The organism is Desulforamulus aquiferis (assembly GCF_030577015.1).
In the GTDB taxonomy this organism is placed as follows: Bacteria; Bacillota; Desulfotomaculia; order Desulfotomaculales; family Desulfotomaculaceae; genus Desulfotomaculum; species Desulfotomaculum aquiferis.
This window is the reverse complement of record NZ_JARPTC010000004.1, coordinates 118,928-135,331: the sequence shown is the minus strand read 5'-3', so window position 1 is coordinate 135,331 and position 16,404 is coordinate 118,928. Positions and strand designations below refer to the sequence as shown.

Annotated in this window: 17 protein-coding genes; 15 read left to right on the top strand and 2 right to left on the bottom strand. The window is 45.9% G+C overall.

The window, feature by feature from the left end:
* Window positions 1–11: 11 nt before the first annotated feature.
* Together P6N53_RS03885 and lgt are read right to left on the bottom strand one after the other, a co-directional pair.
* Window positions 12–1,760 (bottom strand): SulP family inorganic anion transporter, encoded by a 1,749-nt coding sequence (locus P6N53_RS03885; RefSeq protein ID WP_304541336.1) that lies wholly within the window; start codon window positions 1,758–1,760, stop codon window positions 12–14.
* Between the two features lie 347 nt (window positions 1,761–2,107).
* Window positions 2,108–2,857 carry a prolipoprotein diacylglyceryl transferase gene (gene lgt / locus P6N53_RS03880; RefSeq protein WP_304541335.1) on the bottom strand — a complete coding sequence of 250 codons (750 nt, stop codon included), beginning with the start codon at window positions 2,855–2,857 and terminating at the stop codon, window positions 2,108–2,110.
* Window positions 2,858–3,106: 249 nt separating this feature from the next.
* On the opposite strand from lgt, the gene P6N53_RS03875 reads away from it, so the two are divergent.
* From P6N53_RS03875 to cobD, 15 genes are read left to right on the top strand one after another with little or no spacing between them, the layout of a single operon-like run.
* On the top strand, window positions 3,107–4,504 hold the full coding sequence (locus P6N53_RS03875; protein ID WP_304541333.1) for a cobyrinic acid a,c-diamide synthase CobB: 1,398 nt from the start codon (window positions 3,107–3,109) through the stop codon (window positions 4,502–4,504).
* Window positions 4,488–5,594 carry a cobalt-precorrin-5B (C(1))-methyltransferase CbiD gene (cbiD, locus tag P6N53_RS03870; protein WP_304541332.1) on the top strand — a complete coding sequence of 369 codons (1,107 nt, stop codon included), beginning with the start codon at window positions 4,488–4,490 and terminating at the stop codon, window positions 5,592–5,594. Before P6N53_RS03875 ends, cbiD begins: the two co-directional genes overlap by 17 nt.
* On the top strand, window positions 5,579–6,205 hold the full coding sequence (gene cbiE / locus P6N53_RS03865) for a precorrin-6y C5,15-methyltransferase (decarboxylating) subunit CbiE (RefSeq protein ID WP_304541330.1): 627 nt from the start codon (window positions 5,579–5,581) through the stop codon (window positions 6,203–6,205). The genes cbiD and cbiE overlap by 16 nt, the downstream gene beginning before the upstream one ends.
* Window positions 6,198–6,800, top strand: coding sequence for a precorrin-6Y C5,15-methyltransferase (decarboxylating) subunit CbiT (cbiT, locus tag P6N53_RS03860; protein WP_304541329.1), 603 nt, complete (start codon window positions 6,198–6,200; stop codon window positions 6,798–6,800). Before cbiE ends, cbiT begins: the two co-directional genes overlap by 8 nt.
* A 34-nt stretch (window positions 6,801–6,834) precedes the next feature.
* Window positions 6,835–7,581 (top strand): precorrin-4 C(11)-methyltransferase, encoded by a 747-nt coding sequence (gene cobM / locus P6N53_RS03855; protein WP_304541327.1) that lies wholly within the window; start codon window positions 6,835–6,837, stop codon window positions 7,579–7,581.
* Window positions 7,559–8,623, top strand: a complete 1,065-nt coding sequence (locus P6N53_RS03850; protein ID WP_304541326.1) for a cobalt-precorrin 5A hydrolase — start codon at window positions 7,559–7,561, stop codon at window positions 8,621–8,623. Before cobM ends, P6N53_RS03850 begins: the two co-directional genes overlap by 23 nt.
* The gene (gene cobJ / locus P6N53_RS03845) at window positions 8,608–9,318 is read left to right on the top strand and encodes a precorrin-3B C(17)-methyltransferase (RefSeq protein WP_304541325.1); all 711 of its coding nucleotides are present in this window, start codon (window positions 8,608–8,610) and stop codon (window positions 9,316–9,318) included. The genes P6N53_RS03850 and cobJ overlap by 16 nt, the downstream gene beginning before the upstream one ends.
* On the top strand, window positions 9,315–10,103 hold the full coding sequence (gene cobK, locus P6N53_RS03840; protein ID WP_304541323.1) for a precorrin-6A reductase: 789 nt from the start codon (window positions 9,315–9,317) through the stop codon (window positions 10,101–10,103). Before cobJ ends, cobK begins: the two co-directional genes overlap by 4 nt.
* Window positions 10,088–10,465, top strand: coding sequence for a sirohydrochlorin chelatase (locus P6N53_RS03835; RefSeq protein WP_304541322.1), 378 nt, complete (start codon window positions 10,088–10,090; stop codon window positions 10,463–10,465). Before cobK ends, P6N53_RS03835 begins: the two co-directional genes overlap by 16 nt.
* A complete protein-coding gene (locus tag P6N53_RS03830; protein ID WP_304541321.1) occupies window positions 10,462–11,091 on the top strand; it encodes a precorrin-8X methylmutase in 630 nt (209 codons plus the stop codon). Before P6N53_RS03835 ends, P6N53_RS03830 begins: the two co-directional genes overlap by 4 nt.
* A gap of 41 nt (window positions 11,092–11,132) precedes the next feature.
* On the top strand, window positions 11,133–12,662 hold the full coding sequence (locus tag P6N53_RS03825; RefSeq protein ID WP_304541319.1) for a cobyric acid synthase: 1,530 nt from the start codon (window positions 11,133–11,135) through the stop codon (window positions 12,660–12,662).
* A complete protein-coding gene (gene cbiB, locus P6N53_RS03820) occupies window positions 12,659–13,609 on the top strand; it encodes an adenosylcobinamide-phosphate synthase CbiB (RefSeq protein WP_304541318.1) in 951 nt (316 codons plus the stop codon). The genes P6N53_RS03825 and cbiB overlap by 4 nt, the downstream gene beginning before the upstream one ends.
* A 4-nt stretch (window positions 13,610–13,613) precedes the next feature.
* The gene (gene cobS / locus P6N53_RS03815) at window positions 13,614–14,363 is read left to right on the top strand and encodes an adenosylcobinamide-GDP ribazoletransferase (RefSeq protein WP_304541316.1); all 750 of its coding nucleotides are present in this window, start codon (window positions 13,614–13,616) and stop codon (window positions 14,361–14,363) included.
* The gene (locus P6N53_RS03810) at window positions 14,315–15,226 is read left to right on the top strand and encodes a GHMP family kinase ATP-binding protein (protein WP_304541315.1); all 912 of its coding nucleotides are present in this window, start codon (window positions 14,315–14,317) and stop codon (window positions 15,224–15,226) included. Before cobS ends, P6N53_RS03810 begins: the two co-directional genes overlap by 49 nt.
* A 14-nt stretch (window positions 15,227–15,240) precedes the next feature.
* Window positions 15,241–16,320, top strand: coding sequence for a threonine-phosphate decarboxylase CobD (cobD, locus tag P6N53_RS03805; RefSeq protein WP_304541313.1), 1,080 nt, complete (start codon window positions 15,241–15,243; stop codon window positions 16,318–16,320).
* Window positions 16,321–16,404: the final 84 nt, after the last annotated feature.

The following is a 16,404-nucleotide window of genomic DNA, read 5'->3' as shown; positions in this document are numbered from 1 at the left end:
TTTTTGAGCATCTATATTGCTAGTTGTTTTGAAAGTTCCTTACACTCGTAAAAGGCGTCATGTTTGCATCCTAAACATTTTTCTGAATCAATATGCAGGAGGGCATCGCTGATGGCCAACCCGGTCCGGTCATAGAAGTTTTGCTCACCTAATTTTTCATAAAGTCCAGATTTTCTGAGGATTTCTTTAGGTTGTTTTTTTAGTCCTGTGATAAGGACAAGACCCTTTTCTTTATGAAATGTCTCTACTATTTTCTCTAGGGCTACCTCTGCGGTGGCGTCTAATACGAAAACATTACCAAGTCTTAATATCAATAGCTTTGGTTTAGCTTTAATACATTGTGTTAAAGTTGTTTCAAAGGTTTCAACAGCCCCGAAGAATAGCGCTCCATTGATTGTATAGATACTTATTTGAGGGCAGTCATGATAAGGATTAACAACTTCAGGTGTTACCTTTTCCCTTAAATTACGGTTTGGTAACACCTTTTCTACAGAGAGGGTATCGCTCATGCGGTTAACAAATAATGCTGCCGCTAAAAGCAGGCCAAAGCCTACTGCCACGGTCAAATCTAACAATATGGTGAGGATAAAAGTTATTATTAATACCAAGGCATCACTTTTTGTAGTTTTTAATAGATGAAAAAATTGTTTCTGTTCGCTCATATTCCAAGCCACCACCATTAAAATAGGCGCCATACTGGCCAAGGGTATACGTGAAACCAGGGGTGCCAATGTAAAGACTAAAAGGAGCACTGTCAAAGAATGAATGATTCCTGCCACGGGTGTTTTTCCACCGTTTTTGATATTCGTGGCTGTGCGGGCTATGGCGCCGGTGGCAGCAATACCTCCGAACATAGGGGTCACAATATTGGCGATTCCCTGGCCGACTAGCTCCTTATTACTATCATGTTTATGACCAGTCATCTCGTCGCTAACAACGCAGGATAGGAGGGACTCAATGCTTCCCAAAATTGTTATGGCCAGGGCAGGTCCTATCAGCAGGTTTATTCGGTCCATGGTAATCTGGGGCAGACGAATTTCGGGAAATGCTGTAGAAATTTCACCAAATTTGCTGCCAATGGTTTCCACAGAACCATTAAAAAAGAAAGTAGCAACCAGAGTCGAGGCTATAATTCCTAGGAAGGGACCTGGTAAAGCTGGAACTAATTTAGGACATATTATTAAAACCGCTAGACAGATAACAGATACAATAACACTGGGCATATGGATTGTGTGTAAATGTCTACCGATTTCTGAAATATTTTGTAGGAAATACTCATGCTTTAATACCCCTTGGAGCCCTAAAAAGGTATCAATTTGCCCGCAAAAAATTATTACCGCTATCCCCGATGTAAAACCTACGGTTACAGGTCGGGGAATAAATCTAATTAATACTCCCAACTTGGTTATGCCCATTAGCAATAGAATGATCCCTGAAAGAAAAGTTGCAATCAGTAAATTTTCATAACCATATAACAAAACAATGGAAAGCAAAATAGGTACAAAGGCACCGGTAGGACCGGCAATCTGAACCCGGGAACCGCCAAATAAGGCAACTATCAAGCCGGCAATAACGCTGGTATAAATACCATACTCAGGTTTTACCCCTGAAGCAATGGCAAAGGCAAGGGATAGGGGGATAGCTACAATACCTACAATAATGCCTGCAGTAATGTCTTTACGTAGGATAGCTGAATTGTAGCCTTCCATCCGACCAGAAAATTTGATTTTTAGTTTTGAAAGTCCATATTCTAGTTGCATCTGCTTATACCCACCTGTCATGTTTTTTAAAAAGATGTGGTTCAGCTCTGCCTAAGGACCTTCGGGCATCATTTTAAATACGCCTCACAATATTGCTTAAATTTAACTAACTAGATTCTTAATACTATTATCATATACCTATCTAATTGGACGTGCAAACGAAAAGGTATTACCTCATACCTCATATTTAGGAGTAAATGTCATGAATATGACTAAAATCATATATTTTCACCTGAAACGGTCTTTTTTTAATAAATAGGATAAAATGATGTATAGAAATGCTCCATTAAAAAAAGCCCGGACCTTTTATAATAGAAGGAAGGGCTTCTTAAGAGCTAAGGATAACTTTATCTTATCAGCTTGTTTTGGTGTCTTTTAGAAAGATAGATGTAGCCTGCCACTGCCAGGGCAAAGAGCAGCACACTGACCACTTGGGCGGCCCTTAAGGGACCGAGCATGAGACTGTCTGTTCGCAGTCCTTCAATAAAGAATCTACCTACTGAATATAGGGCCAGGTAGATAGCAAAGAGATGACCATGAAAAACCTCCTTTTTACGACGGAACATTAGGACTGCAAAAACAAGGAAGTTCCACAGGGATTCGTATAAGAAGGTTGGATGGCGGTAGGCACCATCAATATACATGGCCCAGGGCAGGTTGGTCGGATATCCATAGGCTTCTTGATTAAAGAAGTTGCCCCAGCGGCCAATTGCTTGGCCCAAGGGAAAACTTGGTGCCACGATATCTGCTATTTGCCAGAAATATAAGCCCCGCACCCTACAATAAAAGTAGCCGAAAATAACAGCAGTAATTAAGCCGCCGTGCAGGGCCAGACCACCATGCCAAATCATTGGTATTTCAATTAGATTTTGACTGTAGTAGTCCCAACGCATGATAACATAATATGCCCTGGCCCCAAGCCAGGAAATGGGTGCTCCGATAAGCACCATATCAATAATGTCGTCTTCCTTGACGCCAACACGGCGAGCCTCCCTGATAGCTAGCCATGTACCAAGCAGGACGGCCACCATCATTAGGAAGCCATACCATCTCAGGGTAATTGGTCCCCAGGAAAAAATAAACGGACTTACTTCCAATTTGTTTCATCCTCTCCAGAATAATGAGCAATTTGGTTTTTCTACAAAACTAAGTATTTCCAATCTGTCTTTAAATATTGGAAAATCTAACATATATATATAAATTATTCTTTTGGGTAATAAAATCCTGCCGAAAAACCGACATTAGAGGCAATCCTTTTGTAGAAAGTAATTCCTTGTATTTCCAGATGTGGTAAAGTATAATTTCACTGATTATATTAATTTCATTAAAAGATATCAGGTGAAAATATGTATCTACCCAGGATATGTTTGGCAGGAACACATAGTGGAGTGGGTAAGACCACCCTCACATTAGGTCTGCTGGCGGCCCTTAGATTAAGGGGATTAAATGTACAACCCTATAAAGTTGGACCTGACTACATTGATACAGGTTTACATAAGGTGGCGGCCGGGATGGTCTCACATAATTTAGATAGTTGGATGGGCTCCCCAGAAGCAATTCAAAGCCTATTCCAAAAGCACTCTGCCACCAGCGAGCTATCCCTAATTGAAGGCGTTATGGGGCTTTATGACGGAGCCAGGGGTCAAGGGGAGGTAGGAAGTACCGCCCAGGTTGCTAAGATATTGCGAACTCCCGTGGTACTGGTGTTTTCCGCCAAGGGCTTGGCTAGAAGTGCTGCGGCACTGGTGGCAGGCTACCGGCATTTTGATCCCAATGTCAACCTGGTGGGAGTTATTGCCAACGGTGTGGGTAGCCAACGGCATGTTGACTTTATTCAGGAAGTCATTGAAGGTGAATTGGGATTACCGCTGCTGGGCGCCTTAAAAGAAGATAAGGGCATAAGCATGCCTGCCCGCCAGTTGGGATTACTGCCTGCCGAAGAGAATAAAGACTTGCAACAGGCACTAATTAAGCTAGCAGCTAAGGTTGAGGACGAAATAAATATTGATAGATTAATTTCCTTAGCACAGGGAGCAGGGGATTTCCCTTTGGTGTATCCCGAAAATCCCTCTGTGTTCAAAACCAAGGTCACCTTAGGCGTGGCAAGGGATAAGGCATTTAATTTTTACTACCAGGACAGCCTGGACTACCTCAAGGAATTGGGTGCAGAAATACATTGGTTTAGTCCCTTGGAGGATTCACATTTACCCGCTAACATTAAGGGTATCTATTTAGGCGGGGGATTTCCAGAAGAGTTTCTCCCCACCCTAGCGGCGAATAAAGCCTTGTTGGCGGATATTAAACAGGCTGCTGCCTATGGTATGCCCATCTATGCCGAATGCGGGGGGCTGATGTATCTATGCAAGGAGATACATTCCCAGAGCCGAGAGGTATTTCCCGGGGCTGGCTTAGTTCCGGCAAAGGCCATAATGGGTAAAAAATTAGCAGGTCTTGGTTACGTCAAGGCCAAATTACTTAGAAAAAGTATCCTGGGGGATGCCGGATTGGAGTTGCGGGGACATGAATTTCATTGGTCCTCCATTTCGGAATTACAAGATGGTCAGGCATTTACCCTAACAGGTGGAAGGGGTCAGGATAATCGGCCCGATGGGTATATAGATGGAAATATTTTGGCTACCTATGTGCATTTGCATTTTAGATATAATCCCAGGGCAGCAGAAAACTTCTTAACTGCATGTGCCCAATACCAAGGGCCGGGGGAAAATAATGGCCAATTTAAATAGCAGATTAAGAACTGGATATACAACTGGAAGTTGTGCGGCAGCCGCTGCAAAGGCTGCGGCCAGGTATTTGGTCAGTGGTTCCGAGTGCGGGAAAATGGCGATTTCTTTACCCAGGGGCGGCCAGGTTGAGTTAAAGATTGACCGTCTTGAAAGGGGCAGGGATTTTTGTCGGGCCCATGTCACTAAAGATGCGGGAGATGATCCCGATGTTACCCATGGCCTATCGGTTATTGCTGAGGTTAGCCTCACGGATGGAGAGATTATCCTTGCCGGGGGTGATGGTGTCGGGCTAGTGACAAAGCCAGGTCTATCAGTACCGGTGGGTGAGCCGGCCATCAATCCTGTGCCAAGGCAAATGATTATTGAAGAGGTAAAAAAAGAACTGCCTCCCGGAGCGGGTGCTAGTATAATAATCAGCGTGCCCGGGGGAGAGGCTATCGCGGATAAAACCATGAATCCAAGATTAGGTATAGTGGGTGGAATATCTATTTTGGGAACCGGAGGTCTGGTGAGACCCATGTCAGAGGAAGCCTACCGTCACTCCCTTACACCCCAAATTGATCAGGCCTTAGCCCTGGGCTATAGAACATTAGTATTAACTCCGGGACTCCTCGGTGTCAAAAAGGCTAAAGAACTAGGGATTCCCCCTGATGCCATAATAGAAACCAGCAATTTTATAGGCTTCATGCTGGAGGAATGTTCTAATAGGTCTGTTGAGGGAATTATGCTGCTGGGGCACCTTGGGAAAATGGTTAAGGTTGCAGCAGGGGTTTTCCATACCTTGGGGAAGCTGGCCGACGCCAGACGGGAGACCATAACAGCCTACGCAGCCTTGGAGGGAGCACCCCAGGAGGCAATTTTTAGTTTAATGAATATGAATACGGCAGAGGAAAGTGTAGAGATATTAGAGAGATATCAACTGACCAGGGTATTTGATCGGCTGGCTGCGGCAGCAAGTATAAGGGCCTATAGGTATGTCCATGAAAAGTTTAAGGTTGGCACTGTTATGTATTCCCTAAATGGTCAAGTTGTGGGTCTGGACAATGGAGCCAAGGAGATGGGTGGTAAGCTGGGATGGAAAATATCATAACCATAGTAGGAGTTGGGCCTGGGGACCCAGAATTTTTAACCAGGGCCGGAGCCAGGGCACTAGCCAAGGGGGAGATATTGATTGGTGCCCCTCGCCTGTTGGCGAGTTTCTTATCGCCGGGCCAGGAATCTTACCCCTTAGGTTCAGATTTGGAGGCGGCAACAGAATATATTAGGAGCAACTATCAATTTAAAAAGGTGGTTGTGCTGGTATCTGGTGATCCCGGATTCTACAGCCTGGCCGCTTTTTTAAGGAATAGGTTTCCGGAGGAAGTTCTTGAGTTTATTCCAGGGATAAGTTCTATCCAATTAATGTTTGCTCGCCTAAAACAACCCTGGCAGGATGTGGCATTCATAAGCCGGCATGGGCGGCAGGACCAACGTTTGCTGGGGGTTCTTCAGGCAGGGCTGGTGGCAGCAGTATTAACGGATAAGGTTAATACCCCCCAGGGATTAGCCGCTGAATTATTGGCTGGTGGCTGTTCCGATTTGCCGGTGTCAGTTGGATGCAATTTGTCCCTTGAGACAGAATACCTCTATAGGGGAAGTCTAAGCCAATTGAAGGACTATAATAAAATTCTTCTAAACTGTGTGGTGGTAATTGGTGTCTAAGGTAGAGTGGCCCTATAGGACCCCGGGTATACCTGATGACCTGTTTAAGCGGGTAAGCGGTGTGCCTATGACCAAGCTAGAGGTTAGAATTATATCAGTCTCCAGATTAAGATTATTCCCTGGAGCGGTGGTTTATGATGTTGGTGCAGGTACCGGCAGTATTTCTGTAGAGTGTGCCCTGCAGGTTCATCCCGGTACAGTTTATGCCTTGGAAAGGGACAGCCATGCTGATGAACTGCTGGAGGCAAACATTCGCAGGTTTGGCCTGAATAATGTGAAATTGGTCCCGGGTGACGCACCGGGCACCATGGAAAAACTCCCTCTGGCAGACAGAATATTTATTGGTGGACATGCTGGTTCCCTAAGGGAGATTTTAACCATGGCCAATGAAAAGCTAAAACCAGGTGGCTGGTTGGTCGCCAATGCAGTGACCTTGGAGACAGGCCCCCTTGTCCTTGAATTTCTAAAAAGTAAGGGGTATTTGCAGGTGGATGGTATAAGTGTAAGTGTTTCCAGGCTTAAACAAGCAGGTTTGTCTCATCTTTGGCAGGCACAAAATCCAGTGCAGGTAATATGCGGTCAGAAGCCCCTCTAGTATTTAGTCTAAAGGAATAGGACTGATAATAAGCATGATCTACTTTGTGGGAGCGGGTCCAGGTGACCCGGAGTTATTGACAGTTAAAGGACGAAGGCTGCTGGAACAGGCAGATTTAGTGATTTATACAGGTTCACTGGTTCCTAAAGAGGTATTGGGCTGCTGCCGGGAAGAAGCTATAAAGCTGGATAGTGCCCCCCTGGTATTGGAGGAAATTATAAAACTAATGGCTGATGCTAGCAGGTCAGGCAAGCTCGTGGTGAGACTCCACACGGGTGACCCAAGTCTCTATGGTGCCATTGGTGAGCAAATGGAAGAATTAGATAAATTATCACTGAACTATGAAATAGTGCCAGGTGTAAGCTCTTTCCTTGCGGCTGCGGCGGCAATAAAAAGGGAATATACTGTGCCTGGTGCTTCCCAGACAGTTATAATTACCAGACTTTCAGGCCGTACGCCGGTGCCGGAAGAGCAGGCCCTGGGAAAATTAGCTGCCCATGGGGCATCCATGGCTATCTTTTTATCCGCGTCCATGGCCCGTCAGGTTCAGGAGGAACTTCTTGGGGGTTACTCACCCGATACTCCGGTGGCCGTTGTTGAAAAGGTCACCTGGCCAGGGGAAAGGCTGTTTCACGGAAGACTTGACGGATTGGCTGAGTTAATGGAGGCAGCGGGAATTACTCGTACAGCCTTGATCCTTGTAGGGGATTATCTTGGCAAAAACGGCCGCTCCCTTCTATATGCCCAGGAGTTTGCCCATGGCTACAGAGAAGGAGAATAGGATTGCGGTTTTTGCCCTCACCAGGGGCGGAGTTGAGCTTGGTGAAGCCCTAGGGAGGCTTTTTAGTGATATTCAACTGATGGTGCCCAGCCGCTTCAAAAGCCGGCAATTTGTTCAAGAAACTGTCTTTTTTGATGACTGGAACGGAGCTGTTCGGGAGGCCTTTAAAAAATACCGGCAGTTAGTATTTATAATGGCAACCGGCATTGTAGTACGCACCCTGGCCCCCCTTTTGGAGTCTAAGTATACAGACCCCGGGGTGGTGGTGTTAGACGAGAGGGGTAGCTTTGCCATAAGCCTTCTATCGGGGCATCTAGGCGGGGCTAATGCTTTGGCCAATAAGTTATCCAGAGCATTGAAATGTACACCTGTTATAACAACCGCTACGGATGTAAATGGTGTAATAGCCTTAGATAGCCTAGCAGCGGATTTGGAGTGCCGGATTTATCCCCGGAGCCAACTAAAGGTTTTTAACAGGTTATTGGCTGAAGGGGAAAGAATACCCCTTTTTTCCCAGTGGCCCCTTAAGCATAATTTAGGTGAGGGTTTGAAATATATACCCGGCACTATGATTTCAAAGGAAGGGGTTGGAGTTTACATAACAAATAGACTTTTGCCGCCAGACAATGAGGCGAGGCTTATACTAAGGCCAAGGAACCTGGTGGCCGGTGTAGGCTGTCGTAAAGGGGTTAGCCGGGACTTAATTGTGTCTGCCTTGAAAAGGGCCTTTAGGCTGGGCGGGCTTAGTCTCCTATCATTGAAATGTCTTGCCTCAATTGATATAAAAATGAAGGAAATAGGACTCTGTCAGGGGGCTGAGTATTTTAAAGTCCCCCTGGTGCAGGTGGACAGAGAAAATATAGAAGAGCTGACCGGGCAATATACCCCGTCAGATTTTGTCAAGGAAATCATAGGAGTTGGTGGAGTATGCGAACCGGCATCAATGATAGCCAGTGGTATGGGAAAGATTGTAGTTCCCAAACAAAAATTAGGACCGGTGACAGTGGCCCTGGCCGAGGAAAAATTATGGTGGTGGGCTTAGGGCCTGGAGACAGGGAGAATATTACTCCGGAAGCATTAGATGCCATTAGGTCTGCCAGTGTTGTGGCTGGCTACCATACCTATATGCAGCTAATAGAGGACCTTTTAGCTGGTAAGGAACGGGTGGCAACCTCCATGCGGGGAGAAGTTGAGCGGGCCAATAAAGCGGTAGAAAAAGCCCTTCAAGGAGAGCTGGTTGCTGTGGTTAGCAGCGGCGATCCGGGCATATATGGGATGGCCGGTATTATTATCGAGGTGGCCCGGGGGAGGGTACCTGTTATGGTAATCCCGGGTGTTACCGCTGCATCTGCGGCTGCTGCAAGCCTTGGTGCCCCATTGATGAATGATTTTGCCTCCATTAGCCTTAGTGATTTGCTAACTCCCTGGGAAACAGTGCAAAAACGTATTGATTCCGCGGCAGCGGGAGATTTTGTGGTGGTTTTATACAATCCACGCAGTCACGGGCGTCCGGATCACATTAAGATAGCCAGGGAAATAATGTTGAAATATAAATCTCCGGCAACCCCGGTGGGTATTGTGAGAAAGGCCAGACGCGGCCATGAGGAAAGGGTTATAACCACCCTTCAGAATATGCTTGACTTTGAGATAGACATGCTGACCACGGTTATCGTCGGCAATAGTCAAACCAGGGTAGAAGGGGAATTTATGTTAACCCCCAGGGGGTATCGTCTTTGATACTGGTATTGGCTGGCACCCAGGAGGGCAGAATAACTGCTGAGCTGCTCCAACAGAGCGGGTTTATGGTTAAGGTATCAACAGTCACCGGCTACGGTGCCGAACTGCTGAAAAAGCAAGGGGTAAATAATCTATTAACGGGGCAGCTAGATGAACAGGCTTTAATAAGACAACTTAGAGATGGAATTGAATTGCTGGTTGATGCTACCCACCCCTTTGCAGTGATTGGTTCTAAAACAGCTATTGCTGCAGCTAATGAGGTCGGTATTCCCTATCTCAGATTGGAAAGACCGAGGGAGTCCTTGCCTCAGGACCCACTGGTGATTTATGTGGAAAGCTTGGAGGAAAGTTTAATGGCTGCACATAATTTAGGTAAGAAGGTTTGGTTTTCAACCTTAGGAGGCAAAAATATGAGGCTTTTATATGAGGCAGCCAAAGGTTTCGGGGCTAGGCTTGTGGTTCGGGTACTGCCGGAACGACAGTCCCTAAATACCTGTTTTGAGTTGGATATAAAACCTTCAGAAATAATTGCCCTCCAGGGACCCTGCAGTCTTGAGGTAAATAAAGCACTATATGGGCAATATGGTGCTGAGGTAGTGCTAACCAAGGACAGTGGTTCTGCCGGTGGTGTCAAGGAAAAGGTACAAGCTGCCATTGAGTTAGGTATCCCTATTATAGTTTGGCAGCGGCCCAAGATTACATATCCACTGATGGTAAATACACCAGGGGAAGTTTTGGCATATGCCAAAGAGAATTTAGGAGGAAGCTTGTGCAAGAGGGAGTAATCATACTGGGACATGGAAGCCGTCTACCGGAAGCTAACAAGGAAATCGAACAGATTGGACAAATGGTTGGGAAAAGGTTTGGCAGGGCGTTGATTGAAACCTGCTTTTTGCAGTTTGGGGAACCAGGCCTGCCCTTGGCCGTTGAGAGATTGGTTAATAAGGGTATTAAGAAAATAACGGTTGTGCCCCTTTTATTGGTAGTGGGAAGTCACATTGCCATTGATGTCCCTGAAATACTTAGTCAGCAGCGGAAGCTATACCCGGAAGTGAGCTTTTACCTAGCACCCCACCTTGGAGCGGACCCTCGCATCGTTGAGATAGTTTTGGAACGGATAAAACAAGGAAGTGAGCTGTTAAATTGAGCAATTACCAAGGAATTATTTGGAACCCCAGGGAGATTGAACAGGAAAGTATGCGGCAGGTGGAAGAGTTTTGTTTACCCCTGAACCTGGCTACAGGTGAGAGGGCGGTGGTGGGAAGAATAATTCATACAAGTGGAGATCCGGAACTGGGAAATCAGGTCTGCATTCATCCAAAGGCAATTGAAAGGGGTCTAGAAGCACTCAGGGGAGGCGCCCACATCTATACGGATGTAACCATGTTAAAGGCGGGTATTAACCAGCGTAAGCTAGCAGTATACGGAGGAGAAATACGCTGTGAAATATATAATCCAGAGGTTGCAGAGGAAGCCCGTGCAAGGGGCATAACCAGGGCGGCCGTGGCTATGGAGAAGTTTGGTAACGACCTTAATGGCCAGTTAGTAGCCATTGGCAACGCCCCAACGGCATTATTTAGATTACTTCAAATGATTGACCAGGGGCTTAGTCCAGCCCTGGTAATTGGGATGCCCGTTGGTTTTGTCGGAGCTGCCCAGTCTAAAGAAATGCTGATGAAAAGCCGAATACCCTATATCACAGTTTTGGGAACAAGGGGTGGCAGTCCTCTGGCGGCAGCAACCGTAAATGCCCTGTTATATTTGCAGGATTAATTATTTGGTTAATGAGGTTAGATTTTTAGGAGGTGTTCCCTTTGACCCAGGCAAAAACAATAATGATCCAGGGGACTTCTTCCCACGTAGGTAAAAGCTTACTATGTACCGCCCTTTGCCGGATATTTAAGCAGGAAGGCTATCGTGTCGCTCCCTTCAAAGCGCAAAATATGGCTCTCAATAGTTATGTGACACCTGATGGAGGAGAAATTGGCAGGGCCCAGGGGGCACAGGCTGATGCTGCAGGAACTCCTGCTACGGTAAAGATGAATCCCATACTAATTAAGCCTAAACAGGATTTGCACGCCCAGATTATAGTTTTGGGCAAGCCCCTGGCAGATATGAGCGCCAGGGAATACAGGCAGAGCTTTCTGCCCGAGGCAGTAACCCTGGTGGAACAGTGTATTGACGAATTGAGAAACCAATATGAAATAGTTGTTATTGAAGGTGCAGGCAGTCCGGCGGAAGTAAATCTTAAAGATAGGGATATTGTCAATATGCGTACGGCCATGTTGGCTGATGCGCCGGTCATTCTGGCTGCTGATATCGATAGGGGTGGGGTCTTTGCATCCCTGGTGGGAACCTTGGAACTATTAGAAGCTCACGAACGTCAGAGGGTAGTGGGCTTTATTATAAATAAGTTTCGGGGCGATTTTGAATTACTACGACCAGGACTTGAGTTTTTAGAAGAACGTACCGGCAGGCCGGTCCTAGGGGTTGTTCCCTACCTCCATAATCATGGCATTGAGCAGGAGGATTCAGTTTCCCTTTCAGAAAAGGTGGTAGGCCAAAGCGAAATAGATGTAGCAGTAATTAAACTGCCCCGGATATCTAATTTTACTGATTTTGACTCCCTCAGTTCATTTCCGGGAGTTTCCGTACGATATGTGGGTCCGGGAGATCAACTGGGAGTGCCTGATGCTGTAATTATTCCGGGCACTAAAAATACCATTGATGACTTATATTACCTTAAGGAAAAGGGTCTGGAACAGGAGATTGTGGCCTTAGCCCAAAGGGGAGCGGCCATAGTGGGCATTTGCGGTGGTTATCAAATGTTAGGTAAAATGCTCTATGACCCATGGGGGACTGAGGCGGCTAAGGGAAATTGTCCGGGACTTGGGCTTTTAGATATTTCCACCACCTTTTTTGCCGAAAAGCAAACCCATCGCTGTAAGGCAATTATAGACCCTGGCAGTTTAAGCTGGCTAGATTCAAGCCATGCAGAAATACAGGGCTATGAGATACATACGGGACAAGTTGAGGTTGGGTCACAGGCTCAGCCGCTACTATGTATCCTTGAAAGATCAGGCGCAGAGGTTGAAATAACAGATGGGGCTGTACAGGGTGGCGGGAAGGTTTTTGGAACACATTTACACGGCCTTTTCGATAACCCCTCCCTTTTATCGGATTGGGTAAACTTCCTAAGACATAATAAAGGGTTACCAAGGGTTGAGTTTAAGAAGGGATCTACCAAGGAAGATAAATATGATAAGTTAGCTAACCAAGTGCGGGAACATTTAGACATGGAAAAACTATATAGAATTATGGGGCTGGGGGAATACACCCCATGAATTTATTAATTCCAGGGGCACTGCTGATTGACTTAATTATCGGAGATCCGAGGTGTATACCGCACCCGGTAATTATAATCGGTAAGCTGATAAGCCGATTGGAGAGATTCCTAAGATCCCTTGCTGCTACAGGGAGGGGATTAAAGGTAGGGGGAGCACTGCTGGTATTTACCGTTTGCTTATTAACATTTTCAGTTACCTGGGGTTTAATCTGGTTAGCTTTTAAATTACATTATTACCTGGGTATTGCCCTGCACCTGTGGCTTTTGTCCACCACCTTTGCAGTCAAAGGACTGGCTCAGCATGCCCTGGCAGTAGCTAAGCCGTTGAACGAAGGTAATCTATCCCAAGCCAGGGAAAAGCTTTCATTGATTGTTGGCAGAGATACGCAAAACCTAAATGAGCAGGAAATTGTCAGGGGTACAGTGGAAACGGTTGCAGAAAATACTGTGGACGGAATTATTGCACCCATATTCTATGCTGTTATCGGCGGAGCCCCCCTGGCCATGACCTACAAGGCAGTTAACACCATGGACAGCATGCTGGGACATAAAAACTCAAAGTACATTAATCTAGGCTGGGCAGCGGCTAGGTTTGATGACCTTGCTAACTATCTGCCGGCTAGAATATCTGGACTTTTCTATATTATTTTATCCCCTGTTACACCGGGAGGGTTTAAAGCAACCCTAAGGGCTATCATAAATGATGCTCCAAAACACCCAAGTCCTAACAGCGGCATTCCAGAGGCTGCTGTGGCAGGTTCCTTGGGGGTGCAGTTGGGCGGAACCAATTATTATCAGGGAGAGCTATCCCAGAGAGCCTTTATGGGCGAGGAGATTTTTCAATTGGCAAGCTGTCATATAGAACAGGTACTTAAATTGACTTACGGAGTTACAGCTCTGGCACTTTTAGGGGCGTTTACAAAAAATTACTTTATCGGAGGATAAATTTATGTTAAACTCCCTAAGGTTGGCCATTAGTTTTTTAACTGTATTGCCATTTTATAACAAAGAAGTAGATAACCAGGAAATGGGTCGTTCTGTGTCGTATTATACTCTGGTGGGTTTACTTCTAGGCACCATTTCAGCGGGAGTATGCCTTGGGCTGAGGTACTTAGGACTCACCATAGCAGCCGATATTACAGCCATTGTAACAGTAATTATTCTAACCGGTGGTTTACACCTGGATGGCCTAATGGATACTGCAGATGGTGTTCTTAGTGGACGCAGCCGGGAGAGAAAACTGGAAATAATGAAGGACAGCAGAGTTGGAGCGATGGGGGTATTGGCCCTTGTTGTTGTAATGATGCTTAAGATAGCATTTTTGTTAGAAATCAATGGTGATTTAAAATTTATTGCCCTGATCTTAGCACCGACAGCAGGACGTTGGGCAATGGTCTTTGGAATTACCAGATATCCTTACGCCAGACCGTCAGGGGGGCTGGGAGTATGTACAAAACTAGCGGGAACGAAACAAATGTTGGTTGCCAGCTTTACCTTATTAGTGGCCGTGATAGGGCTGATGGGCAGCATGGGGATTATACTGCTGGGATCGGTAGTTCTTGCCGCCTGGTTATTGACTAAATATATTAATAAGTGTTTAGGTGGTTTGACGGGAGATACCTACGGGGCCACCGGGGAGCTGATAGATACATGGACTTTATTAACTGTGCTAATGGTACAGCAATTAGCAAAGATGTAATACAATTTAAACAAGGTTTTGCTGCTGCTCCCGGGACCTGTGGGGAATTGGTACAGGGGGTAATCCGTGGTGAGCCGTTTCTTGTGTCCTGTCCGGTGGATTTGTGGAGTGAGGTAACGGTGGAATTAAGTTCCGAGGGAGACTCGGTTGCACATTTAGATAAGTCCTGCCGGGCCCTGCAACATTCCCTGGCCTATCTGGGGGTACGTGCCAACTGTGTTTCTATGACTAGGAAATCTCCTCTTCCTGAGGGAAAAGGGATGGCCAGCAGTACAGCAGATATCGCTGCCACCTGTTTGGCAACCGCCCGGGCCTGTGGTCGTGAACTGCCGCCGGAAGTGATTGCCGGGATAGCTGCCAGGGTGGAACCCAGTGACGGTCAAATGTTTCCAGGTATCATGATGATAAATCACCTAACTGGGGAGCCAAAGAGATACCTGGGGCAGGCTCCCCCCTTAGAAATGGTTATAGCTGATCCGGGGGGGTCCATTGACTCGGTTCTATTCAATTGCCGTAGAGATCTGGCCAGTAAAAATTTTCAAAAGGAACCCATGGTAAGGCAGGCCTTGGAACTGGTTACCAGGGGATTGTTGACGGGGGATTGGGAGATGCTGGGCAGGGGCACAAGCATAAGTGCCCAGGCTAATCAGGTGCTTCTTCCTAAACAGCATCTTAGTCTATGGAGACAGTGGGCCTCAGAATTTCGGGCCCTGGGAGTCATTGTAGCCCATAGTGGAACAATTATGGGCATGTTAATGAGACCAGACGGGTTGGAACCAAGAGAAGTAGCACTTTATATCCAGCGAAAGAAGCCGGACTGGAAAGTATGGCATACGACACTGATTAACGGTGGCCTTCGCTAAAGGGGAGAAATGCTGTGGGAGAACAACAGCATGGTGGAAATGTATGGAAGGCAGCAGAATATTATGGGGTAAAATTTGAGGATCTTTTGGATTTTAGTGCCAACATTAACCCCCTGGGGCCTTCACCTTTGATTTATGGGGCCATAAAAAGGGCCACTGGAATTATAAAATATTACCCTGAGCCCCAGGCTTGTACCTTTAGGGAGAGATTAGGGGAATTAATTGGGTTTCCCAGAGATGCCATCCTGGTTGGCAATGGAGCGGCAGAAATAATATACGCACTGGGAAGGGTGCTTAAGCCTGGTAGATTAGTGTTGCCGGTACCTACCTTTAGTGAATATTCCCAGGGTATTAGGAAGGGACAATTATATCAAGTTCCCCTGTCAAGGGAAAATAACTTTATGGTAGATACCCGGCAGTTGGCGGAGATTGTTCAAACAGGAGATCTGGTGGTGATCTGTAATCCCAATAATCCCACTGGGCAGCTGGTTGATAGAAACAACCTTATAGCATTGTCTGAAAGGATTCGTGATGTGGGAGCCTCGTTGTTAATTGATGAGGCCTTTATGGATTTTGTGGTTCCTGAACAATCTTTATTGGAAGAAGTAAAGCAAAACTCAAGTCTTTTTGTTTTGAGATCCTTAACAAAAATATTTGCCATACCTGGATTAAGATTAGGATACTTGGTGGCAAATTCGAATATGATTAAGCTTCTGACCGAAGTACTTCCACCCTGGCGCGTAAATATTATAGCCCAGGAAGCTGGCTTGGCTTCCCTTGCGGATCAACAATATCTTAATAGCACCTTAGAATTGATTAGCAGTCAGAAGGAATACCTATACCATGGTCTAAAGTCAATTCCTGGCCTGTACCCCTTTCACCCTAAAGCAAATTTCATCCTTATCGATGCCTCGGAGAGTGGTCTGACAGGGAAAGAAATTCAGAGCCTGCTTGGACCCCGGGGAATTCTTATCAGACAGTGTGATAACTTTAGTGGTCTAGGACCAAACTATTTTAGGGTTGCTGTGAGAACCGAGAGGGAAAACAAAATATTAATAAATAATCTCAAAGGATTTATTACTCCTTCCCGATAAATTCAAAACCATTGGGCTAATAAGTTATTGTGATAAGCTGGAATTTAATTCCCTGGAGTTTAAATCTTCAGGGAATTATTATTT